At 48.2% G+C, this 24,517-nt stretch carries 19 protein-coding genes and 1 tRNA gene; 1 reads left to right on the top strand and 19 read right to left on the bottom strand.

Translation table 11 applies throughout. The annotated features are described in order from the left end of the window. Positions 1 to 449: 449 nt before the first annotated feature. The 19 genes from L1285_RS17900 to L1285_RS17810 form a co-directional block, all read right to left on the bottom strand. Positions 450 to 1,307 (bottom strand): tetratricopeptide repeat protein, encoded by an 858-nt coding sequence (locus L1285_RS17900; protein ID WP_235413545.1) that lies wholly within the window; start codon positions 1,305 to 1,307, stop codon positions 450 to 452. 75 nt (positions 1,308 to 1,382) lie between these two features. Further along, positions 1,383 to 3,323, bottom strand: coding sequence for a DNA topoisomerase III (locus L1285_RS17895; RefSeq protein WP_235413544.1), 1,941 nt, complete (start codon positions 3,321 to 3,323; stop codon positions 1,383 to 1,385). A gap of 96 nt (positions 3,324 to 3,419) precedes the next feature. Then, positions 3,420 to 5,534, bottom strand: a complete 2,115-nt coding sequence (locus L1285_RS17890; protein WP_235413543.1) for a methyl-accepting chemotaxis protein — start codon at positions 5,532 to 5,534, stop codon at positions 3,420 to 3,422. Positions 5,535 to 5,802: 268 nt separating this feature from the next. After that, positions 5,803 to 6,132, bottom strand: coding sequence for a Na+/H+ antiporter subunit G (locus L1285_RS17885; RefSeq protein ID WP_046005478.1), 330 nt, complete (start codon positions 6,130 to 6,132; stop codon positions 5,803 to 5,805). Between the two features lie 9 nt (positions 6,133 to 6,141). Further along, the gene (locus L1285_RS17880; RefSeq protein WP_010385043.1) at positions 6,142 to 6,411 is read right to left on the bottom strand and encodes a K+/H+ antiporter subunit F; all 270 of its coding nucleotides are present in this window, start codon (positions 6,409 to 6,411) and stop codon (positions 6,142 to 6,144) included. Continuing rightward, the gene (locus L1285_RS17875) at positions 6,405 to 6,941 is read right to left on the bottom strand and encodes a Na+/H+ antiporter subunit E (protein WP_235413542.1); all 537 of its coding nucleotides are present in this window, start codon (positions 6,939 to 6,941) and stop codon (positions 6,405 to 6,407) included. Before L1285_RS17875 ends, L1285_RS17880 begins: the two co-directional genes overlap by 7 nt. Continuing rightward, a complete protein-coding gene (locus tag L1285_RS17870) occupies positions 6,942 to 8,453 on the bottom strand; it encodes a monovalent cation/H+ antiporter subunit D (protein ID WP_235413541.1) in 1,512 nt (503 codons plus the stop codon). Further along, the gene (locus tag L1285_RS17865) at positions 8,450 to 8,824 is read right to left on the bottom strand and encodes a Na+/H+ antiporter subunit C (RefSeq protein ID WP_046005481.1); all 375 of its coding nucleotides are present in this window, start codon (positions 8,822 to 8,824) and stop codon (positions 8,450 to 8,452) included. The genes L1285_RS17870 and L1285_RS17865 overlap by 4 nt, the downstream gene beginning before the upstream one ends. Further along, complete coding sequence (locus L1285_RS17860) at positions 8,824 to 11,616, bottom strand: monovalent cation/H+ antiporter subunit A (protein ID WP_235413539.1); 2,793 nt, start codon at positions 11,614 to 11,616, stop codon at positions 8,824 to 8,826. Before L1285_RS17860 ends, L1285_RS17865 begins: the two co-directional genes overlap by 1 nt. 232 nt (positions 11,617 to 11,848) lie before the next feature. Further along, positions 11,849 to 13,021 (bottom strand): hypothetical protein, encoded by a 1,173-nt coding sequence (locus tag L1285_RS17855; protein WP_235413538.1) that lies wholly within the window; start codon positions 13,019 to 13,021, stop codon positions 11,849 to 11,851. A 4-nt stretch (positions 13,022 to 13,025) separates the two neighbouring features. Beyond that, on the bottom strand, positions 13,026 to 13,928 hold the full coding sequence (nlpI, locus tag L1285_RS17850; protein WP_046005483.1) for a lipoprotein NlpI: 903 nt from the start codon (positions 13,926 to 13,928) through the stop codon (positions 13,026 to 13,028). A gap of 111 nt (positions 13,929 to 14,039) precedes the next feature. Next, positions 14,040 to 16,154, bottom strand: a complete 2,115-nt coding sequence (pnp, locus tag L1285_RS17845; protein ID WP_235413537.1) for a polyribonucleotide nucleotidyltransferase — start codon at positions 16,152 to 16,154, stop codon at positions 14,040 to 14,042. Positions 16,155 to 16,426: 272 nt separating this feature from the next. Beyond that, positions 16,427 to 16,696 carry a 30S ribosomal protein S15 gene (gene rpsO, locus L1285_RS17840; protein ID WP_010385052.1) on the bottom strand — a complete coding sequence of 90 codons (270 nt, stop codon included), beginning with the start codon at positions 16,694 to 16,696 and terminating at the stop codon, positions 16,427 to 16,429. Between the two features lie 105 nt (positions 16,697 to 16,801). Beyond that, on the bottom strand, positions 16,802 to 17,737 hold the full coding sequence (gene truB, locus L1285_RS17835; RefSeq protein WP_235413536.1) for a tRNA pseudouridine(55) synthase TruB: 936 nt from the start codon (positions 17,735 to 17,737) through the stop codon (positions 16,802 to 16,804). Beyond that, complete coding sequence (rbfA, locus tag L1285_RS17830; RefSeq protein WP_125719883.1) at positions 17,737 to 18,147, bottom strand: 30S ribosome-binding factor RbfA; 411 nt, start codon at positions 18,145 to 18,147, stop codon at positions 17,737 to 17,739. The genes truB and rbfA overlap by 1 nt, the downstream gene beginning before the upstream one ends. Before the next feature lie 115 nt (positions 18,148 to 18,262). Beyond that, a complete protein-coding gene (infB, locus tag L1285_RS17825; RefSeq protein WP_235413535.1) occupies positions 18,263 to 20,941 on the bottom strand; it encodes a translation initiation factor IF-2 in 2,679 nt (892 codons plus the stop codon). A gap of 29 nt (positions 20,942 to 20,970) precedes the next feature. Continuing rightward, positions 20,971 to 22,470 carry a transcription termination factor NusA gene (gene nusA / locus L1285_RS17820; RefSeq protein ID WP_235413534.1) on the bottom strand — a complete coding sequence of 500 codons (1,500 nt, stop codon included), beginning with the start codon at positions 22,468 to 22,470 and terminating at the stop codon, positions 20,971 to 20,973. A gap of 42 nt (positions 22,471 to 22,512) precedes the next feature. Continuing rightward, complete coding sequence (rimP, locus tag L1285_RS17815) at positions 22,513 to 22,968, bottom strand: ribosome maturation factor RimP (protein WP_125719889.1); 456 nt, start codon at positions 22,966 to 22,968, stop codon at positions 22,513 to 22,515. 258 nt (positions 22,969 to 23,226) lie between these two features. Continuing rightward, a tRNA-Met gene (locus tag L1285_RS17810) sits at positions 23,227 to 23,303 on the bottom strand. A gap of 334 nt (positions 23,304 to 23,637) precedes the next feature. On the opposite strand from L1285_RS17810, the gene L1285_RS17805 reads away from it, so the two are divergent. Beyond that, entirely contained in the window at positions 23,638 to 24,417 is a 780-nt protein-coding gene (locus tag L1285_RS17805) for a delta-class carbonic anhydrase (RefSeq protein ID WP_235413533.1), read from the top strand. Positions 24,418 to 24,517 lie beyond the last annotated feature (100 nt).

Here is a 24,517-nt window from a genome sequence, read left to right as displayed (position 1 = left end):
ACAGATGATTGCTTCATATTTTTAAAGAACAAAGTAACTAACCTTGGTTAGTTACCGCAGCCTTGCTGCGAAGTGGAGCGCCATATTAACCGCTTCACTTTTAAAGTCAACTAGAAAATTTAATTTTTCTTAATTAAGCTTTCCGTTTGGCTTTCCCATCACTTGGCTCGTTGCTTTTCAGCGTTCTACGTCGTAGCGAGCGCCCCGTGTCGGTGGATGCGCATTATAGGGAAATCGAAACTCAGCGCAACCCTTTTTTTGAAGAAAAGTGAGAAAAACTCGCCTTTCGTCCACTTTACATACAGAACACGACAAAACCACCTGTTTTGTCATCAAATATTCACCTATTTGACACAATTTAACTGCTAGGGGATCTAAGTATTGTACATTTGAGAAGAGACGCAAGAAAAAATGGCGCTTTTTTGCGCCATTTTTATTAGAGAAAAGAATTAATACAAAAGACTGTAGAGTTTTCGTCGGTAGCGAGCCGCAATTTCATCGCCCTCGGGTAAAGACGCAATGATATCAAGGTAGCCCTTCTTGGCGTCTCCAAAGTTCATGTCTTTTCTTAGCACAGATATCAAGCTTTCCAATGCATCGGCTTTCTTTCCTGCGTCGACCTGAGCCTGAGCCAGTTGACATAATATAGATAAATCATCTGGTGAAGCTTCAGCTTCAACCATAAGACGCTTAAGTTCAGGTGACTCCTGAGCCTCTTTTGCTTGTTCCAGCTTTGACTTTAAGTTAGTGAAGTAGGCATCCTGTGCTTGCGCCGGGACAGACGCTAATAGCGCCTCCGCTTCTTCTACTTTTTGTATCTGAATACAGATATCTGCAAATACCAGCAAAACTCTTGGGTTATCTTTTGCAACACCATAAGCCTGCTTTGCCAGTGCAAAGGCATCATTCAGTTCGCCATTAGCAAGCGCTTGCTTGGCTTGATCAAGTAAGATCAGTTCAGGTGAAGGCAGGTGCGCCGACAAAACCTTGGAAATCTCTTCTTGTGTTTTCGCACCTGGTAGAACATCTACAGGCGTACCGCCTTTCAGCACTACCAAAGTTGGTAACGCCTGAAGGCCCACTTGTTGTGCCAACTGAGAAGCAAGCATTTGTTGTTGATCACAATCGACCGTAGCGACCACTATATTATTTGGATATTGCTGAGCAAGCGCATCGAGAATATCAGCTTGTGCAATACAGTTTGGTTCCTGGGCGCTAAAAAACGTCATTAATACGAGCTTTTCAGGATCCGAAGATGCCAACACCTGTTGAATGTTTTCCGGTGTAAGTAAGATTTTATTTTCCATGTTCAAACCAGCTGTGATATTTGACTATCTATATGGTGACATCCATACCAATTACAAGGCAAATATAAAATCCGATTAAGCCGCCGACTTTCGACGACCATTCAGAGTACTTGCGCGCTTTTTAGTTCTTTTTTTAGAAAATGAACCTCTCGATCCTGATTTACCACTTTTCAGGCCGCTAAATATGGAACTGTCACTCGTATTCGCGCGTTCAATAATACCTGTTATTTCATTTTCAAGGGGATGCATAAAAGTCTGATAGGTTTGCTCTTTCATTGCGATTTTCGCCAGTTGTGACTCCCACAGTGCCGTTCGGTCTGGCAAAGAGAGATCTTCGGGAAGTGTCTTGACTAGCGCTGCGCCTAGTTCAGTTGATTTAATGCTTTTACCATTACGTTGCAAAAAGCCTCTTTTAAATAATAAATCGATAATTCCGGCTCTGGTTGCCTCTGTACCGAGCCCATCAGTCTCTTTCAACACTTTTTTGATGTCAGCGTTCGACACAAATCGGGCGATGCCAGTCATGGCGCCTAATAATGTGGCTTCTGTAAAGTGATTGGGGGGTTGAGTATGTTTCTCGATGACTTCTCCTTTAAAGCAGTGAAGTAATTCGCCAACTTCCAGCTGAGGCAACATAACTTGTTTCTTTTCTTCCACTTTAAATAAGCGTTTAAAACCAAGGTCGATGATCTGCTCCGCCTTAGCAACAAACACTCCGCCTGCAATTTCTAGCTCCACTTTGGTTTCTGTATACTGATAAGCAGGATAAAACTGCGCGAGATACTGAGTACAAATGAGCTGGTAGACTTGCTGCTCGTACTGGCCTAACTGGGCCGTCTTTAGCTTCTTTGCTGTCGGAATGATGGCGTGGTGCGCCTCAACTTTTGCATCATTCCAGCATTTGCTTTTCAGGCTCAGATCTGCGCCCGCAACTTTATCTTCTTCCAACCCCTGGTTATTTAGTGCCGCATCCAATACCTGCTTAGACTCGCCAAAGTGCCCCTTCGGTAGGTAGCGATTATCCGATCGGGGATAAGTGATCAGTTTATGTCTTTCATAAAGCGCCTGACAAACATCCAACACTTGTTTAGCCGACATACCAAAGCGTTTGTTGGCATCGATTTGTAGTGCCGATAAGTTATAAGGTAAAGGCGGGTTGTGCTTCTTTGGCTTAGCATCAATTTTTTTGACCTGAGCGTCCTGCCCCTGGATCCTTGACGCGACATTTTCTGCCAGCCCTTTAACCAGCACTCTGCCTTCCTCATCCATATATGGCTGACATGCCTCACTGGGTTGCCACTTGGCACTAAACTCTGCCCCGTCGCTTTTTCTTACCAGAGCTTGCACCTCAAAAAACGGTTTAGAAACAAAGTTGGCTATTTCCATATCCCGCCTGACAACCAAACCAAGGACTGGCGTTTGTACTCTGCCAACTGACAACACCCCCTGAAATCCTGCTTTTTGCCCGACCAAGGTATACGCCCTGGTCAGGTTCATACCATACAGCCAGTCTGCCCTTGCTCTGGCCAAAGCCGACACACTTAAAGGTACAAACTCCTGGTTCGTACGCATTTGGTTTAGCGACTTCTTGACTGCCGCAGGGTTTAGATCGCTGATCAGCAGTCGCTCAGTGGCTTGCTTTTTAGATGCCGACGGCTTTGCTTCTTGCAATACCTCATCAACCAGTAACTGACCTTCCCTATCAGGATCACCCGCATGGACAAGACTGTCGGCTTGCTTGATCAGTTTTTTTACCACACTGAGTTGCTTTTTGGTTTTGGGTTTGGCTTTGAACTGCCAATGCTCTGGGATGATAGGTAAATGCATCATTTGCCATTTTTTGTATTTAGGGTCGTAGTCCTCGGGAGCGGCCTGCTCCAGCAAATGACCAATACACCAAGTGACACAATCTCCATTGGCTACTTCAATATAACCATCATGCTTTTTATGTGGCTTAGGCAATACGTCTGCAATGGCTCTGCCCAGAGAAGGTTTTTCGGCAATATAAAGTTTCATTCTTCAGAACAACTGTATGTATTTACAGTTATGATAGTCAACTCTGGCAGTAATTACCAGAGCTGACTCGATCGGACATAGTGACTGGAGCGGGACTTAGGTTTTCAGTAAATTTAACTGCTTGTGCTTTTGCTCCACTATATACGTCATTGCACTCGCCGCCTGCTCTACCTCATCGGCAAAACCAGACAACTCAGCTGCCGCATCTGATATACCTGTTGTATTGGTGCTGATCTCCTCAGTCACCATGCTTTGCTCTTCTGCTGCGGTCGCGATTTGTGTTACCTCATTTGAGATACTGCTTAGTTCGCCCACTAAGCTACTCATTAACTCGGCAGACTCCTGGCAGTATGAAACCGCCTGCCCACCTTGGCTAACCGTTCTTTCGATGATCTGCTCGGAGCCCGTGACTTCACTTTGCAGATTATCAATCAGCTTACTGATGTCATCCGTTGAGGCCTGTGTTTTTGACGCCAATGCCCGTACCTCGTCGGCAACCACTGCAAAGCCTCTCCCTTGCTCACCTGCCCGCGCGGCTTCAATTGCGGCATTAAGCGCCAGTAAGTTGGTTTGTTCAGCAATGGCGCGTATCACATCCAAAATCTTAGAAATGTCTCCGCTGCGCTCAGAGACTTTCCCGAATGCGTTTTTGGCTTCCAGGACCTGCTCGGCAATTTGCTGAACCGTTTCTGTCGTTTTTACTATGCTACGTTCGCTGCTCTGCACCGTTTCAACAGCATGGTTTGTACTTGAGGCGGCTTTTTCTGATGCTCTGGCCACTTCTGTTGCCGTTGCACTTAACTCGTTAATCGCTGTAACAACACTGTCTATTTCAAGATGCTGATTAGAAACCTTGTTTTTGATATTAATCGCGGCCTCAGTGGTTTTATGCGACTGAGCATAAGACTCCTCTGCCAGTTCTTTGAGGTCAACTATCATGCTTCTTAGTTTATCGGTGAAGCGGTTGAAGCCGTTGGCCAAAGAGATCAACTCAGCATGATGACTCACTTCCAGTTTATGAGTTAGATCGCCTTCACTGGAAGCAAGGCTCTCTACCCGCTTTTCAATATAGGTGAGCGGACCAATAATGGTATTGATCAGTACCAAAGCAAGTCCAAGCGCCACAACCGCAACCACAGTACCCAAAAACAGCATCCAACGCCCTAATGAGTTGGTAGATTCCTCTATCTGTTGCTCTATCTGAGTGACAGAAGCCAGCGCAACCTCTTTGGGTAATTCAATGACTAAAGACCAGGTCGTGTTAGCAAGCTTGATTTCAATAGGCACCGCAATCGCAAGCATATCACCTATTTCGCTAAATCCACCCTGTTGGTGTAAGTTAAGCAGTTGCTCAGCCACATTGGGATTTACGGATTCGTTCAGTGGCCTGGCAAGTTTATCGTAGTGACTGGCACCCACAACCAGCCCAAGTTTACTAAGTAAAGAAACTTTTGCCTGTCCCTGATAAAGAGATTCAGATAACTCATCGACCAACTGCTGAAACACAGGTAAGTTCACATCTACCCCGACCAGCCCCTGAAAACGCCCGTTGGCATCAACTGGCACAGTTAATGAGGTCATCAACATTTTATTGCCCGGAGAGATTTCGTACAGGTAAGGTTCCATAATACAAGGGGCAACACTGTCGCGCGCGCACAGATACCATTCGGCTTCCCTGAGCCCAAACTCGTTGCGCTTGTCTAAATATTTGTCGGCAGCCGATTCAATTTGGTGCTGGGTGATGCCACTTGCATCTCGGGTAAAATATAGCTCCAGCGTACCGTCGCCTGGCGCCGAGTGGCTGGCCCCGGATGTATAAGCCTGATCTTGTCGATCATAGCCATTGGGCTCAAACTGGGCATACATGGAAGAGACAAATCGGTTTTGTTTCAATGCACCTGCAACAAGGTCTTGTACCTGGTTACGTGCAAGAGGTTCGCTAACTGAGGTTTCTTTCAGCGCACCTGCTAATGTGTATGGCACCCGATAAGCCGAATTGATAAATTCAGCTACCTGCTGTGCATAATATTGTCCCTGCGCTGTTAGCCCGGTTCTTATCTCCTGATAAACCAGCTCTCTGAGCTGTTTACTTTGCGTTTTGTTCTCTTTTTGCAGGTTTATCCACATGGTTGTTACTAACAAGGCAACGAGGGCGGTAACCAGCGTAATCACAAACAGGATAAGCTTCTTCTTGATGGACATATGCTGCATATAAAACACTCACAAATGGTTGTTTATTTAGATAACTTTAGCAAAAGTTTCGCTTTTTTGGGTATTCTAAAATGACAGCTTTAAGTAATTATGACTACACTAATCCGCGATTTTTTTTACACCAAACAATAATAGTACATTAATTGAACTAATTTAGTGTAAACGAACAAGGTATAACAGTATCAGAAATTCAGGCAGGTCGTATAACAGGGTTTGTTGACTAGAAAAAGAGTCGCTGTTGAACAGCGACTCGGTATTAAAAGGAAACTCAGTCTTCCTCAATCTTATCTTTACCACGGGTAGACTCAATGCTATCTAACCTGTGATGAATCGCAGATTTAATCAGCATATATCCACTGATAGGCGCGGTAATCAGCAAGAACATAGAAATAAGCACTTCTTTTACACTCACGCCTTCACCGTAAAAGCCATAATAAGCCATTGCGGCGAACAACAGACAGGCCATACCGAGTGTTGTTGCTTTAGTTGGCCCATGCAGGCGCATGAAAAAATCAGGCATTTTGACCAAGCCTATGGAGCCAACTAAGACTAAACTGCCGCCTAACAATAATAAAAATGAAATAACCCATTCCATCATCTGCTTCCCCTATTCAATGATATCGCCGCGCAGCAAGTATTTACATACTGCAACCGTGCTGACAAAGCCGAGCAAGGCAATTAATAGAGCAGCCTCGAAATACAGCGAAGTGCCCATATTCATGCCATACAGCACTATCAGCGCAATGGTATTAATGTACATGGTATCCAATGCCAGAATGCGATCCGGAATAGAAGGCCCAACAACAAGTCGCCACAAGTTTAGTAGCAAAGATACACCGATCATCGCAAAGACAATCAAAATCACCGTCTCTAACATGCAAAGATCTCCTTAATGGGTTTTTCATAACGCGTTTTAATCGTCTCGATCAAGGCCGCTTCGTCATCCAGATCCAGCACATGGATCAGTAAGTAACGCTGTTGCGGCTCAGCCCCATCAGCCATGTCTTCAGGCCAGGGGTAAACTTCGGCACTCACTGTACCCGGTGTCAGCGATACCGTACTCGCCAGGATCGTAATAGGCATGGACTGAGCCAAATCAATTGGCACTTTCACAAACGCGGGTTTCAACTTTCGTGTCGGTCCCAGAATTTTGATTGCAACTTCAATGTTTGCCATCAAAATATCGTACAGAACCAGCAACAGATATTGCAAAGCTTTGCCTGGCTTCAATACCAAAGGCTGTTTAGTCCGAAACGGAAAAGTGACAAGGGGAATGGCGACGGCCAGGATAGCCGCCAAAATCAAGTGCCCCGGCGCTACGCTGTTATTTAGCAGCAACCAAACAACAAACAACATCAGGCTGCGAAACGGAGTCGGCAACCATCTATATTTAGCTTCCAAACGCATTTAGTTCACTCCTCCCAACACGTCCTGCAGTAGCCCCGTGAAGTCATGCAATTCCTGCGCTGCATGCAGTGCATATTCACTCAGAGGACCGGCAAAAATCACCATTAGCGGCGCGCACATCACCAGTAATAATACGGCACAGATCTGTGCAGGATGAGCCCGCTCTTGTTCGCTTTCGCTCTTACCGGTGTGGTGCCAAAAAACGGTGCTGCCCGCTTTCGACACAGATACCAAAACGGCCAAACTTGCGACCAGATAAACCAGCCAGAACCAGTTTCCATAAGGTGTGTCCAGAGTCGACCTTAAAATCCAGATCTTTCCCACAAAGCCGGATAGAGGCGGCATGCCAATGACCGCGACCGCGGCAATCAGGAAAGCGCCGCCAAGGAATAAAGGTTGTGCAACTGGCCGGCCTGCGGTGATCCTGTCTGCTACTTTGCCTCTTTGTCTGGCGATCAGATCAGCTAACAGGAACAAAGCTGCACTAACCAGGGTCGAGTGCACCAGGTAATACACGGCAGCCGCGCTGCTTTGTACACTTTGAACAGCCACCAGAGCAACCAAGGTACCCACAGATACAACCACTAAATTCGCAACCATTTTACGTAAATCCTGGCTCGCTAATACACCGATAGCGCCCATTACTATGGTTGCCATGGCCAGCCACCAGAGCCAGTTTTGCGCCATGTGGCTTAGTTCACCCGCTTCTTCACCAAAGATCAGGGTGTATACGCGCATCATGGAGTACACACCTACTTTGGTCATGATTGCGAACAACGCAGCCACTACTGGCATTGCCGTCGAATAGGTGTTAGGCAGCCACAAGTGAAGCGGAAGCAATGCGCCCTTCAGAGCAAACACAACCAACAGCAACAAGCCACCTATCTTAGCCAGGTATACATCATCGCCTTGCAGCAGCGTTACTTTTTGTGCCATATCAGCCATATTCAGCGTGCCCAATGTACCGTACAAGATCCCCAGGGCAATCAGGAAAACGGACGAGCCGACCAGGTTTAAGATCACATACTGCAAAGCTGCTCGCGTGTTGCGCTTATCTCCACCGTGCATTAGCAAAGAATATGACGCAATTAACAAGACTTCGAAAAATACAAACAGGTTAAACGCATCTCCCGTAAGGAAAGCCCCATTAACCCCGAGCACCAGGAAGTGTAACAACGGGTGGAAAAAACTGCCGCGCTCATCGTCGCCGGCGCAGCTGTACAGACCACAGACCAAGCCCAGGAAAGACGTTAGAGTGACCAGCAAGGCCGATAGTGGATCGGCAACTAACACGATACCAAACGGCGCAGACCAGTTACCTATGGCGTAAACCGAAGTACCATGCTCCTGCGTCATCAACAGCAAAATTGCCGATGCTATTGTCGTGATCACGCCCATCCCAACCGAGACAATGCGGCGCGCTCTGAGGTTCTTGCCACAGGGCGGCATTAACATAAAAATAGCGGCCAGCATTGGCAACAATACTGGCAATGAAGTTAAATGCTGCGTCATGCTTTACCTTGCTCCTTACGCTGAGAACCAGCGTTACGAGAAGTTGCAGGTACTTCACTGCCATTGACATGATCATTACCTAAATCTGCACGACCGCGGATAGCGAGAATGACCACAAATGCCGTCATAGCAAAGCCGATCACTATCGCGGTTAAAACCAATGCCTGCGGCAGGGGATCAGCGTACCCGTCGCTAAAGCCCAAAACCGCGGCTTTGTTCATCGTCAGTCTGCCTGATGCAAACAAAAATAGGTTTACTGCATACGACAGCATCGTCAGGCCCAAGACCACCGGAAAGGTGCGGGCTCGTAAAATCAGGAACACACCGCAGGCGACTAACAAGCCTACGCAGGATGAATACAATAGCTCCATTAAATATTTACCTCTTCTTTAGGTGCATTGGCTGTCAACTTACCCAGGCTTGCCAGGATCATCAAAGTCGCGCCAACAACCGTAATATACACACCCAAGTCAAATACCAATGCGCTGGCAAGCTCAATCTCACCAATCACCGGCAAATCAAAGTAATCAAACCAACTGGTCAGGAACGGTCGGTCAAATGCCCAGCTACCTAAGCCAGAAATCAAGGCTATCGCAATGCCCGAAGCTATGATCTTCCGGTAGTTAAGCGTAAAGCGCTCTGAGATCCAGTTCGACCCGTGTGCGATATACTGCAAGATAAAGGCAATCGCGGTTACCAGACCAGCAATAAAGCCGCCACCCGGCAGGTTATGACCACGCAAGAAGATATAAACCGACACCAGCAAGGCAAGCGGCAACAAGCTCTGTGAGATAGAGGCTAACAGAATAGGATAACGCTCTTTCGCCCATGGGCGACCTTCTGAGTCACTACCCGGCATAAACAGTGGCAGATTGATCAACAGCTTATAAATACCCAACGCAGCAATACCAAGCACGGTGATCTCTCCTAAGGTGTCAAAGCCACGGAAATCAACCAGGATGACGTTCACTACATTGGTACCGCCACCGCCGGTCTTCGCATTGGCAAGGAAGAAGTCGGAAATTGAACTCAAAGGACGTGTGATTAAGGCATAGCAAATGCTTCCTACAATGACACCAATCGCAGAGGCAATACCTAAATCGCGCAACACGCGCACCGAGCTGCTCTCTTTGGGTGTTCTTTGTGGTAAGAAAAATAAAGCCAGCATCAACAGAATAATAGTGACTACTTCTACCGTTAGCTGAGTTAGGGCCAAGTCCGGCGCAGAGAAACGGGTGAACGCCACCGCCACCATCAGGCCTACGACCGAGATCATCAACAAGGCAACCATTCGAGTGCGATGCCAGATCACCGTGCCAATGGCTCCAATCATCAGAAGGCTAGCACCAATGGCGTTGTGCACATCAATAGGAGTCGGTTTATTTTCGCCTACCAGCTGACTCATCTCGAACAGCGGCCAACCAGCGCTTAACATCACCACCATCAGCATCAGCATCAGATAGCGTTGCAATGAACCATTTTCAATGGCATCAATGCGGGCGCGGCTCCAGCTCACCACCTTATACATGGCATGTTCGAAGCCTTTTTTCGCATTGATAGGCGGCAACGAAGCCTGGAACGCAAATAAGTAGCGGCGCTGAGTATAAATGAGTAAACCACCACACACTGCAATACCACTCATCAGCAGGGGCAGATTAAAACCATGCCAGATTGCAATCTTAAACTGCGGCGGCTCTGTGCCTAGCACAGCAGCCGATGCCACATTCAGGATGTCGCTAACGATAAAGCCCGGGAACATGCCCACAATCAGACACAGTGCGACCAAAATTTCGATAGGCACACGCATATAGCGTGGCGCTTCGTGCGGCTCCTTAGGCAGGCCAACCGGCTCCCCGTTAAAGAATACGTCGTGGATAAAACGCGCTGAGTATGCCACAGAAAAGGCAGCGGCAACGGTTGCCAAAATCGGGATCAGCCAGGACATTGAGCCAAGCAACTGCTGGTGCAAGGTTTCAGCAAAGAACATTTCTTTTGATAAGAAGCCGTTCAACAGCGGAACACCCGCCATAGAGGCTGCAGCGACCATAGCCAGCGTTGCTGTGTACGGCATAAATCGCCACATGCCGTTGAGCTTGCGCATATCCCGCGTACCGGTCTCATGATCTATGATGCCCGTTGCCATAAACAGCGACGCTTTGAAGGTCGCGTGGTTAATGATGTGGAAGATGGCTGCCACCGTTGCCAGTTCGGTGTCCAGACCCAACAGCAAAGTGATCAAACCTAAATGGCTGATGGTCGAGAATGCCAGTAGCCCTTTCAAGTCATGCTTAAACAAAGCGATGTAAGCACCTACCAGCAAAGTCACAAGACCGGTCAGGCCAACCAGAATAAACCAAATTTCCGTTCCGGCCAGTGCCGGATAAAAACGCGCAAGCAGGAAAATACCGGCTTTCACCATAGTTGCCGAGTGTAAGTAAGCACTCACAGGCGTGGGTGCCGCCATGGCATGAGGTAACCAGAAGTGGAACGGGAATTGCGCAGACTTAGTAAACGCCCCCAGCAATACCAGGATCAATGCCAGTTCATACAGGCCATGAGCCTGAATAAGCTCACGACTGGCCAGGATAATATCCAGGTCATAACTGCCAACAATGTCACCTATCAGCAACAGACCGGCTAACAGTGCCAGACCACCGCCGCCAGTGATCGCCAGCGCCATTTTTGCCCCTTTACGGGCTTCGGATTTATGCCACCAATAGCTTATCAGCAAAAATGAGCTGATACTGGTTAATTCCCAGAACAGCCAGAGTTGCAATACGTTGTTAGACATCACAATGCCCAGCATGGCGGTCATAAACAACATTAGGTAAGCGTAGAGTTTGGGCATAGAGTCGTTACTACTGAGGTAGTAACGCGCGTAGAAGATCACCAGTACGCCAATTCCCAGGATTAGGAAAACGAACAGAAGTGATAAACCATCTAAGCGGAATGAGAGTTCCAAGCCCAACAGCGGGATCCACTCTATGGTGGTACGCAGCTGTTCATTGGCGAATACGTCGGGTGCCAAATAGCAGGCCAACGCAAGTGCCAATCCGGGCGCAAGTAAAGTCACCGCAGTCGATTGATTGCGGGATAGTTTACCTGTTAATGATGAGAGTAAACTGCCTAATAAGGATAGCAAGGGTATCCAAAGCAATGTCATAAAGAAAACCTTTTATCTTCAATAACCGTAAATAAACGGAACAGCGCGCAGTATGTAGCTAGTGTTATGCATAGACTATCTGATTTATTTAGCGCACGTTTTTATCACACATAACGCTTACCAGTTATACTTGATTAGTATTTGAGTTGTCTAGACTTTCTCGATCTATACGCTGCCATTTTAGCCAACATTTACAAACAATTCAGATTAAATTCATAAATAAACTCGGCTTTTAACCCTTTGCGGCCAATCTAACCTGAATAAATTGCTGAAAGTCGGTGGGTTTATTTCTTTGTTGCTGAAATGCCAACAGCCAGAGCGCTTTGTAACGCTTGGTCAAAGCCAGACTCTGATATTGCATGTTAGACATCGCTTGCTGTGGCTTATAGGCGGGTAACAGCCCAGCCTCGCAACTGCGACTGGGATACCAGCCTTCAGGCGGCTGATGGCCAACATATAAATTAGGCGCTTTCAGCCCGGGAGTTGCACATAACCAGCGAGCTTTTGATTCGCCAATGGCGTATTCGTCTTCAAAGCCGCTAAAGTGCATCAGCTCATGAATAAACACATTATAGTCACTGCTCAGGCTCAAGGTCATCACACCCCGGCTGACATTGGCATCGCCGTGCGTCGTCATCAGCACCAGATGATCAGCCGATGACCATTTGGCTCTGCCGGGTAATGTCAACAAGTCACAGAAGGCGAACTTCTGCGCTTTTAACCGGCACTGTAAGTCTGCCCCCAAATACACTGGATCGGCAAAACAATAACTGCCAGCAAACGGCAACGGTGCTCCGAGATACTGCGCTTTCAGTTGTGTCAGCTTATTCAGCCCCTGCCACGAATCGCTCAGCATCACTACCCGCCGGGCACATTGAGTGCTCCCCCAACTGATCTCATCAAGCGTTTTTATCTTCAGCGCCTGTAGGTCAGCGCCGCTCAGTGTACTGGCCGGTGCTCCCTGCATTATCCGTGACAGCGTCATATACGGGTGAGGCAATGTAAATTGAGAAGCCAACTGCTGTACTTCAGATACCGCCTCTGCACCGATAAGTGATTCTAATAAACGCCGCCGGGAGTGCTGACTGACCGCTTCCCAGTGCGCACTGGCCAACAGCAGTGCCGTATGAAGCTCCCCCTGCATGACTTGGCGAAGCGCCCATTCAAACGCCGCCTCAGGGTGTCCGAGCTGACGCAGTGCTAACACCGTGTCGTCTGGTAACTCAGGCAGGTGTAATTTCGCCCGCTGGACATCAAGGTAAAAACTCTGCGGGCTGCGTTTAAGTACAGAGAGCTGCGCCTGGCGTGCGTTAGGAGAGTGAATTTGCCAGGGGTTGAAGGTGCTGCTCGCGATGAGGGTGCAGCAAACAAGCAGCACCACATAGCGAAGCATCAACAAAGACATAAGCTCAGCTTACATCCGCCCGATTCATTTCATCGGCAATAATTTGTAGCTCCAGCCGGGCATATTTATGCTCTACAAATTCGTATACATTGGTCGCCAGGGCCAGTTTAAAAAACTCAATCGCTTTGCCGGTCTTGCCCTGAGCTTGATAGCGTTTTGCCAGATAAAAATAGGCCTCACATAGACGCTCTGCAAACTCCTGCTGCGATTTAACACCGTCTCCCACCTGAGCAAGAAAGGCTTGCTGAGACAGCTCACCCAGATAAAGCTGGACCAATTGCGTTGCCCATTCGTCATTATTTAACGCCTGGCTATGCTGCTTAAGCGCCGCTTTTGCCGCAACTGGATCGACTTCTGATTCAGCCAGATAAAGCCACATCAGCCGATACGGGTCCTGAGGAGAACGCGCTAGAAAGGATTCGAAATCACTCACTGCCAGCGCCGGGCGCTCACCATAATACAGCGCGATGCCACGGTTTAAATAGGCATACTCATGATCTGTGTTCAGCTCCAGCACCGCGTCAAACATTTCATAAGCCGTGCCATACTCTTGTCTGAGTGTGTGGTGAATGCCCAGAAAGTTGTAGACCTCTGCCAAGTCTGGCTTTAGTTTGACGGCACGATTGAAGTCTATGCGTGCCAATGTGGTTAGGCCCAGACTGTCGTACAGCATGCCACGGTTATAAAACAACTGGGCTTGCTGTTCACTATCTAATGTTTTGTTCTGTAACAGCTCGCTGTATCTGGCAATGGCTATTTCATTGCGAAAATTGGCCGCCAGAGGCACGGCAAAAGGTACGGTTACATTCGGTACATCCGCCGCCTGCTGAGTTGACTGACACCCCAGCAAACTCATACATAGCAAAGGTAATAATAACAGTCTCAATCTATTTCCCCTTTTGGGCATGGTGCGAATTGGTGATCCGCTTGTCGCTACTCGGTTTGAGCAATCATTAAAGCATAAAAAAAGGGGCCATTCAGCCCCTTTCATCGAAACTCATTGTTTCTTTGTCAGATCTTACTCAGCAGCAGGTGCCGCTTCTGACTCTAATGCTTCTTTGATGCTCAGACGCACACGACCCTGACGGTCTACTTCCAGTACTTTTACCTTCACTTCCTGGCCAACGCTCAGGTGGTCAGCTACGTTGTTTACGCGCTCTTTGCTGATCTGTGAAATGTGTACCAGACCATCTTTACCAGGCAGTACATTTACGAATGCACCAAAGTCTACGATACGGTTTACTTTACCTGTGTAGATAGTGCCTACTTCCAGCTCAGCAGTCAGCGCTTCGATGCGAGCAATCGCTTCTTTCGCACTGTTACCGTTGGTTGCAGCAATCTTAATAGTACCGTCATCTTCGATTTCGATGGTTGTATCTGTTTCTTCCGTCAGCTGACGGATCACAGCGCCACCTTTACCGATTACGTCTGCAATCTTCTTCGGTGGAATGCTCATAGTGTAGATGCGAGGTGCGAACTCAGACAGGTCCTGAGATGGGCTGGCGATTGCCTGGTCCATCACGCTCAGGATATGCAGACGTGCTGCTTTTGCCTGACGCAGTGCGATCTGCATGATTTCTTTCGTGATACCTTCGATCTTGATATCCATCTGAAGTGCAGTTACACCGGCGCTGTTACCCGCTACTTTAAAGTCCATGTCACCCAGGTGGTCTTCGTCACCCAGGATGTCAGAAAGTACGACAAAGTCATCGCCTTCTTTAACCAGACCCATCGCAATACCCGCAACAGATGACTTGATTGGTACACCCGCATCCATCAGGGCCAGAGACGTACCACATACAGACGCCATTGAAGACGAGCCGTTTGATTCAGTGATCTCAGAAACCACACGTACAGAGTACGGGAATTCTTCAAGGGTTGGCATAACCGCTTGTACACCACGCTTAGCCAGGTTACCGTGACCAATTTCACGACGCTTAGGCGAACCGATGAAACCTGTCTCACCCACACAGAATGGAGGGAAGTTATAGTGCAGCATGAAGTGATGCTTCTGCGTGCCAATCAGGTTGTCCATCATTTGTGAATCGCGTTCTGTACCTAAGGTAGCAGTAACCAAAGCCTGAGTTTCACCACGAGTGAAGATGGCTGAACCGTGTGTACGTGGCAATACGCCAGTCATCACGTCAAGTGCACGAACCATATCTGGTTCACGGCCATCGATACGCTTCTCACCCGCAATGATACGGCCACGTACGATTTTCTTCTCAAGTGAGCTGAACAGCTTAGACACTTCCTGCTCGTCCAGCGCTTCGCCTTCAGCCAGCTCAGCAGTCAACTTCTCAACCACTTCCGCTTTTGCTTCGCTTAGTGCATCTTTACGAGCCACTTTATCAGTGATGCGGTAAGCGTCACCTACTTTTTGTTCAGCGATAGCTGCGATTTTGTCAGACAGCTCAACATTTTTCTCTGGTGCAGCCCAGTCCCAAGCCGGCTTGCCTGCTTCTGCAGCAAACTCGTTCACAGCCTTGATGATAGCCTGTGATTGCTCATGACCATATACAACCGCGCCCAGCATTTCCTCTTCAGTCAGAATTTCAGCTTCTGACTCAACCATAAGTACAGCACCTTCGGTACCAGCAACAACCAGATCAAGCTTGCTTTGCTCAAGTTCTGTTACTGACGGGTTTAGTACGTACTGACCATCAGTGAAACCAACGCGCACGGCACCGATTGGACCATTGAATGGCACGCCAGAAATTGCCAGCGCTGCAGAAGTACCAATCATTGCAACCATATCTGGTTGAATTTCAGGGTTTGAAGAAACCACTGTCGCGATAACTTGTACTTCGTTTACAAAGCCGTCCGGGAACAGAGGACGGATTGGACGGTCGATCAGACGCGCAATCAGCGTTTCATTGTCTGAAGGACGGCCTTCACGCTTCAGGAAGCCACCAGGGATACGGCCTGCCGCATACATTTTTTCCTGATAGTTTACTGTCAGAGGGAAAAAGTCCTGACCAGGTGCCGCTTCACGCTTACCTACAACAGTGACTAGTACAGAAGTGTCGCCAATACTGGCCAATACAGCACCGTCAGCCTGACGCGCAATCGCGCCTGTTTCCAGGGTTACTGTGTGTTGACCAAGTTGGAATTCTTTAATAATTGCTTGCACAAATATATTCCTTACAAAAATAACATATAAGCGCCAACAACGACCAATTACAGTCTTAAGCGGACTAATAAGGCTAATAACTATTTGATAAAACTGATTAAACCAAACAGAGCTAGGTGATCCGCTTAAGCACTACAATTGGCTGCAGACTTGGCGCTGAACCGCCAGAATAGAGGTTCGGGCATAAGTATACTGAGTATATACCCACAAAAAAAGGGGCGATTTAGCCCCTTTTTTCTTATCGGATAAAAATCCGACAAATAATCAAATTCTTAGCGACGTAGGCCAAGCTCTTTGATTAGTGCAGAGTAACGCTCTACGCTCTTACCTTTAAGGTAGTCAAGCAGGTTACGACGCTGGCTTACTTTACGTAGCAGACCACGACGTGAGTGGAAGTCATGCTTGTGGTTCGCGAAGTGACCTTGTAGCTTGTTGATATCAGCAGTTAACAGTGCAACCTGAACTTCAGGAGAACCAGTGTCGCCTTCTGCGCGTGCGAATTTTGCTACGATTTCTGCTTTTTCTTGATTGCTTAGTGACATAATAAACTCCAATTGTTTAAGTAATGCTTTAGCCGATCACTAATTCAGCCAAAGCGACAAAGCGGGCGGCATTGTATCAGCAATTACCCCCGCTGACAAAAAATTTTATTGTGCGCTGGATAAGGCCCGCTTGGCCTTTAAATGGCCGTGCTGGTTGCGCTCGCCAATACCGACAAAACGACCATCAGCCACGACTTTTAATACGCCCTCTGGCAGCTCACCAACCACCACGGTCTGACCGTGGCTGAATGCCACGCCCTGCTCCTCACTGATCTCTACCGCCGGTAAATCTACCAGCGCCGTATCCATCGGGAGTAACAACGCATCGATGTAAGTCGACGGCGGCAAGTCTTCAGCTTTGGCCTGCTGAAGTTTTTCTTCAAGCTCTTCCAGCGTGATCATTTTATCACTCGGATAATGGCCCACTTCAGAACGATGCAGCATAATGACATGCGCCCCACAGCCAAGCTTTTCACCCAGGTCATCCACTATGGTACGAATGTAAGTCCCTTTTGAGACATGCACCGTCATCTGGATCTCTTGCGCCTGCTCGTCGTATTCATCCAAAGTGATCGAATAGACGTTGATCTTACGACACTTGCGCGGCACCTCGATGCCTTCACGGGCGTACTTGTATAAAGGTTGGCCCTGATACTTTAGCGCTGAGTACATCGACGGATACTGATCCGACTCTCCCAGGAAGCTGGCGACGTCCTGCTCTAGCTGCTCGCGAGTGATCTGCACCGGGCGTGTTTCAACCACTTCGCCATCAGAATCCGAGGTCGTGGTACGCTCGCCTAATTTGGCACGCACGACGTAGGTTTTATCGGTATCCAGCAGGAACTGGGTAAACTTAGTCGCTTCACCAAAACAGATTGGCAGCATACCCGTTGCCAGCGGATCGAGTGCCCCCGTGTGACCGGCTTTTTGTGCAAAGTAAATGCCTTTGGCTTGTTGCAGCGCTTTATTGGAGGAGATCCCCTGCGGCTTGTTAAGCAGCACAATCCCGTCTATTGGACGGCCTTTACTACGACGCGCCATCAGGCTTCTCCGTCGTCGCTTTTCGTATCTGGCTGCGCTTCGTCACCACGCTTTTCATTGTCTTTGCGGATCACTTCATCAACCAGATTAGAGATGCGCATACCTTCCATCAGGGAGTTATCCAGCACAAAACGCAGCTCCGGCATGATCCGAGCGCGGATCCGTTTACCCAGCAGTGAACGGATATAGCCTGTCGCTTCATTTAAAATCGACAGATTTTCTTTGGTTTTGTCATCGTCACCGCCAAGCACAGTGATAAAGACCTTGGCGTAGGACAAGTCGCGCGACACTTCTACAGCCGATACGGTGACCATGCCCAAACGTGGATCTTTAATCTCACGCTGTAGAATCACGGCAATTTCTTTTTGGATCTGTTGTGCAACACGATCAGTACGAGAAAATTCTCTCATTTTCACCACTTCAATTTAATCATTAAAACGGGCAATGCATACACTCGCCCACTAGAGGAAACACAAACACAAATGGGGGCTAACGCCCCCATTTCAAGGTTTAACCCCGATTGGATTACAACGTACGTTGTACTTCAACGGTTTCGAATACCTCGATTTGGTCACCGACCTTAACGTCATTATAGTTCTTAACGCCGATACCACACTCCATGCCGTTACGAACTTCTGCCACGTCATCTTTAAAGCGGCGTAGTGATTCAAGTTCACCTTCGTAAATAACAACATTGTCACGCAGTACGCGGATAGGTGCACTACGTTTAACCACACCTTCAGTTACCATACAACCCGCAACAGAGCCGATCTTAGGCGACTTGAACACGTCACGTACTTCAGCCAGACCAATGATTTCTTGCTTGAATTCAGGTGCCAGCATGCCCGACATTGCCTGCTTCACTTCTTCGATCAGGTCGTAGATTACGCTGTAGTAACGCAAGTCCAGGTTTTCAGCTTCAATCACTTTACGTGCAGAGGCATCAGCACGAACGTTAAAGCCAACGATGATGGCGTTAGACGCAGCAGCCAGGGTTGCGTCAGTTTCAGTGATACCACCTACGCCGCTACCAACGATCTTCACTTTAACTTCGTCTGTAGAAAGCTTAACCAAAGAATCAGAGATAGCTTCGATTGACCCCTGTACGTCTGCTTTCAGTACGACGTTCACTTCAGACACATCGCCTTCAGTCATGTTAGTAAACATGTTTTCAAGCTTCGCTTTTTGCTGACGCGCCAGTTTCACATCACGGAATTTACCCTGACGATATAGTGCAACTTCACGGGCCTTACGCTCGTCTTTAACAACAGTAGCTTCGTCACCCGCAGCTGGTACACCCGACATACCCAGGATCTCAACCGGAATTGAAGGACCTGCAGTCGTGATGTCTTTACCGTTTTCGTCTTTCATTGCACGAACACGGCCATATTCCAGACCACACAGCACGATGTCGCCCTGGTTAAGCTCACCAGACTGAACCAGTACAGTTGCAACCGGACCACGACCTTTATCAAGACGAGATTCGATAACCACACCTGACGCCATGCCTTTGTGTGCTGCTTTCAGCTCAAGCAGTTCAGACTGCATCAGAATCGCTTCTAGCAGGTCGTCAATGCCAAGACCAGTTTTCGCTGAGATGTGAACGAATTGCGTATCACCGCCCCATTCTTCAGGGATAACGTCCAGCTGAGCCAGTTCGTTTTTAACACGATCCGGGTCAATGCCTTCTTTATCCATTTTGTTTACAGCGATGATCAGAGGTACTTCTGCCGCTTTGGCGTGTTGTACCGCTTCTTTAGTCTGTGGCATTACACCATCATCAGCCGCAACAACCAGTACTACGATATCCGTCGCTTTGGCACCACGTGCACGCATTGAGGTAAACGCTGCGTGTCCCGGAGTATCCAGGAAAGTGATCATGCCACCTTCGGTTTCAACGTGGTATGCACCAATGTGCTGGGTAATACCACCGGCCTCGCCTGCAGCAACCTTAGCTTTACGGATGTAATCCAGTGTTGAAGTTTTACCGTGGTCAACGTGACCCATTACGGTAACAACTGGTGCACGTTGCTCAAGCGCTTCACTTTCGCTACGCTCGCTCAGTACTTTTTCTTCCAGTTCATTCTCTTTTACCAGAACAACTTTGTGACCCATTTCTTCGGCCACAACCTGCGCAGTTTCCTGATCGATGACCTGGTTAATAGTAACCATTTCACCCATCTTCATCATAGCCTTAACCACTTCAACGCCTTTCACTGCCATGCGTGATGCCAGCTCAGCAACTGTAATGGTCTCACTGATGCGTACTTCCTGCTTCACTTCACTCACTGGCTTTTTAAAGCCATGCTGTAGTGAGGTAGGTGCCTTAAGCTTGCCTTTTTTACCTTTGCCACGTACTGGCTGAGCCGCTTTTTCAGCTGGCTTTTTCTTTTTCTTACGACGTGCACTCTTTTCTTCCTGTGCATCTGACTCGTCTTCGGCTTCACGCGCGTAAGTCGAGGTCGTAAGGTGGTGATCTGCAGAAGCTTCGCGACGTGCACGCTCTTCTTCTTCAGCTTTCCAGCGGGCTTCATTCTCTTCTGCTAAGCGCTTTGCTTCTTCTGCTTTACGCTTGGCTTCTTCTTCTGCTTTCTTTAGGGCAGTCGCTTCTGCTTCTTTGCGCAGACGCTCTGCTTCTAGTTTCTCTTTCTCTTGTTGGGCGCTATCCACTTCTTCACTCTGCTGTTCTTTCGCTTGACGTTCAGCTTGCGCTGTACGTTTTGCCTCATCTTTAGCCTTGCGCTCAGCTTCCTCTTTTGCCTTACGCTCGGCTTCCTCTTGTGCCTTACGCTCGGCTTCTTCTTTGGCTTTTTGCTCAGCTTCTTGCTGAGCTTTCAACTCTGCTTCTTTGCGCGCAGCTTCCTCTGCAGCGAGTCTTTCCTGCTCTTTTTGCTGCTCGATTGCGCTCTTTTTAACGTAAGTGCGCTTTTTACGTACCTCAACCTGAACGGATTTTGCTTTGCCATGCGAGCCGGTCACACTTAATGTGCTCTTGCTCTTGCGTTGCAAAGTCATACGCTCCGGTCCTTCCGAACCGGTGCCGCCATGTTGCTTACTCAAATGGTCCAGCAATTGTGCTTTCTCGTTTTCAGTAACATGGTCGCCAGTGGCTTTGGTGATCCCTGCATCTGCCAACTGCTGGAGTAATTTATCAACAGTTGTACCAATGTTTTCGGCTAGTTTCTCTATGCTCACTTCTGCCATATTATGCGTTACCTCCCGTTAATAAACTACTATTGATCACCAAACCAACAAATATTACGTGCGGCCATGATCAAGTCACCCGCCTGTTGTTCAGATAATTCAGTGATTTCGACTAATTCGTCAATGCCTTGCTCAGCCAGGTCTTCCAGCGTGATGACGCCTTTGCTGGCCATCACGAATGCCAGGTGACGATCCAACCCTTCCAGGTTCAGCAGATCTTCCGCAGGCTCAGCCCCTTCAAGGCTTTCTTCGTCACGTAACGCTTTGGTCGTCAATGCATCTTTTGCACGCTTACGCAGCTCTTCCACTGTGTCTTCGTCCAGACCATTGATTTCCAGGAACTCTGCAACTGGTACGTAGGCCACTTCCTCAAGTGTTGAGAAGCCTTCGTTGATCAGTAACGTTGCGAAATCATCGTCAATGTCCAGCGCTTCGGTGAACAGATTGATCAGTTTGTCGGACTCTTCTGCGCTCTTACGCTCCATGTCTTCCACTGTCATCACGTTCAGTTCCCAACCCGTCAATTGGCTGGCAAGACGTACGTTTTGACCGTTACGACCAATCGCCTGCGCCAGGTTGTCGGCTTCTACCGCGATTTCCATCGTACGTGTGTCTTCATCCATCACGATCGATGCTACTTCTGCTGGCGCCATTGCGTTGATCACAAACTGAGCCGGGTTGTCATCGTACAGTACGATGTCAACGCGCTCGCCACCTAATTCGGTAGACACAGCCTGTACACGCGCACCGCGCATACCAACACACGCGCCGACAGGGTCGATGCGTTTATCATTTGATTTTACCGCAATTTTAGCACGCGATCCCGGATCACGCGCTGCACCTTTGAGCTCGATCATCTCTTCGCCGATTTCTGGTACTTCAATACGGAAAAGTTCCATCAACATTTCAGGCTTAGAGCGTGTTACAAACAGCTGTGCGCCACGCGCTTCTGGTTTAACCGCGTAAAGCAGGCCACGTACACGGTCACCCGGACGGAAGCTTTCACGTGGCAGCATGTCTTCACGGTAAATAACGGCTTCTGCGTTATTACCCAAGTCCAGTACAACCGTGTCGCGTGATGCTTTTTTGACTACGCCAGTAACCAGCTCGCCTTCTTGATCTTTGTAGGCGTCAACAATCAACGCACGCTCAGCTTCACGTACTTTCTGTACGATAACCTGTTTAGCCATCTGCGTTGTGATGCGGTCAAACTGAATTGATTCAATCTGCTCTTCAACATAGTCACCCAGCTGGATCTCAGGCTCTTCTACCTGAGCGGCTTCAAATGTGATTTCTGCATACGGGTTTTCCAGTGAGCCATCTTCTTGTGGGTTAACCACCATCCAACGGCGGAACGTGTCATACTCGCCCGTTTTACGGTCAATAGATACGCGTACTTCGATCTCACCATCGTGTTTCTTTTTGGTGGCCGTCGCTAGTGCGAACTCTAATGCTTCAAAAATCTTTTCTCTTGGGACTGCTTTTTCATTGGAAACAGCTTCTGCAACCAATAATATTTCTTTTGCCATAAGTATTGCCTCGCTTGCCCTTTTTTCCTTCGCACCTAATTTTTAAAATTTTGCGATGATGTTCGCGCGCTCGATGTTGCTGAGCATAAGGTGATGCTCCTGGCCATCGACGGTTAGCGTGATCATATCGCCATTAACTGCAACTAAGTCGCCTTTAAAGTTGCGGCGACCTTCCTGAGGAAGCTTAGTACGCAAACGCACTTCTTCGCCCACTGCCTGCTCATAATGAGCTTGTTTGAATAATGGTCTGTCTACACCAGGTGAAGACACTTCCAGGTTGTATTCGTTTGTAATGGGGTCCTCGACATCCAAAATGGCACTCACCTGACGGCTCACATCGGCACAATTGTCCACATTGATGCCATTTTCATGGTCAATATAGATGCGCAATGTCGAGTGGCGACCGGCTTGCATCACTTCCAGACCGAGCAACTCGAAGCCACAGGCTTCAACAGCCGGCTCTAACATAGTTGTTAATTCTTGCTCGAGTTTTGTCACAAATTACCTCCATACAAACAAAAAAAGGGCCTAAAAGCCCTAATGATTCAGCTGTTTGCTTCTGGGCTGGGCTTAGTTGCTTAGCTCCAGATACAACAACGCCCCGAACCAAGCGGGGCGTCACACCAAAAACAAACTGTGTGGCCAGTGGCCGAGCTTGGTTGCGGGCTGTATCAGCCTAAATAAGCATATGCTTAAACGCAAAACGCGCATTACGATGAATGCGCGAACTGTAAGAAATGAACCATTTCTTAAGCTTGGTTGCGGGAGCCGGATTTGAACCGACGACCTTCGGGTTATGAGCCCGACGAGCTACCAGGCTGCTCCATCCCGCGTCAACGTGCAGTCAATGCTGCATCAACTGGCGTGTATTATAGAGAGAGTTGTATTAATACGCAACCTTAGTTCAGTCCTTTAACCGAAAAGTCCATTTCAAACGGCCCGATATCTCAGGCAATCTTGCGGGTATTCAACGCTCACGGCCAACCTCAAATGATCGCAAATAATTTACCATAAAAACATAAACACTCGAGAATAACGAATAAAACCATCCAAATTAACTTACAATAAACTACAGGTTTACAATATTTTACCATTCTGCTTGTTCTTAAAAGTTAAACATCTATACTGGCGGCCCATCGAGTTAATACAAATGATGGAGAAACAGTCATGAAAAAGGCATTAATTGGCGTCTCGATGACAGCGCTAACACTACTATCCTTTGACACCCTTGCGAATAGCTGCGACGGCTTTGGCCCGCAAACTCCGCGCGATATCGACCAGCTGCATGGTGAGAATAAGCGGGTATTTTCGCTTGCTCCCCCAGCCAGTGAAATGAACCTGTGTAACATCCACTTTCATAAAAACGCCGAGCACAAAGCAAAAGATTTTTCGGTATTTGCCGGCAATGGTAAGTACGGAGGCTATCAATGTAATGCCACCAGCAGCCTGACCGAGGCCGAATTGCGGGCACCCAAAGGCAAGGTCTGTAAAAACGTGAAGCCAGGTGACACCATAGAGGTACACTGGGTGCACAGCTCATGTGACGTTGCGCCCGGCAAAGGCCTGGGCTCTTGTTTAAGTAATGAATGTGCCAATCCGGACTTACGCGTCGAGACCCAGGTTTTTCTGGTTGTGAATGACGAAGATGCTCTGGACTTTAATGACTTAAGCTATGATGGCAACATAGTCAATGGCTATCATCAGGCCAAATACATCCCGCAAACGACCGGTAAGCCAGTGGAGTTTCTGGGTTCAACCACAGGACCCAGTTATAACAACAAGCAGTGTTCGCCGCTTCAGGTTACCTGGAGTGTCAGACCCGCCTGTGCCAAGGTAGATATCAACAGCCTGGCCCAGTGGTGTGAGGACAATGTCTTTGAAGAAGACCACGCCCACGGTGTCAGACAACTGGTCACCGACCCGAAGCTACTTGCCCCCATTAAGTAACTGACGACAGGCTGCAGCCAGACCTGAGCGTCTGGCTGATTTGCTTTACATAACTTCAAACAACAATAAAGTTTGCCGAACTGATCAAAGTCTACCTATA

The sequence above is a fragment of the Pseudoalteromonas sp. DL2-H2.2 genome, assembly GCF_021532535.1.
In the GTDB taxonomy this organism is placed as follows: domain Bacteria; phylum Pseudomonadota; class Gammaproteobacteria; order Enterobacterales; family Alteromonadaceae; genus Pseudoalteromonas; species Pseudoalteromonas rubra_A.
This window is presented reverse-complemented; position numbering and strand designations above follow the sequence as displayed.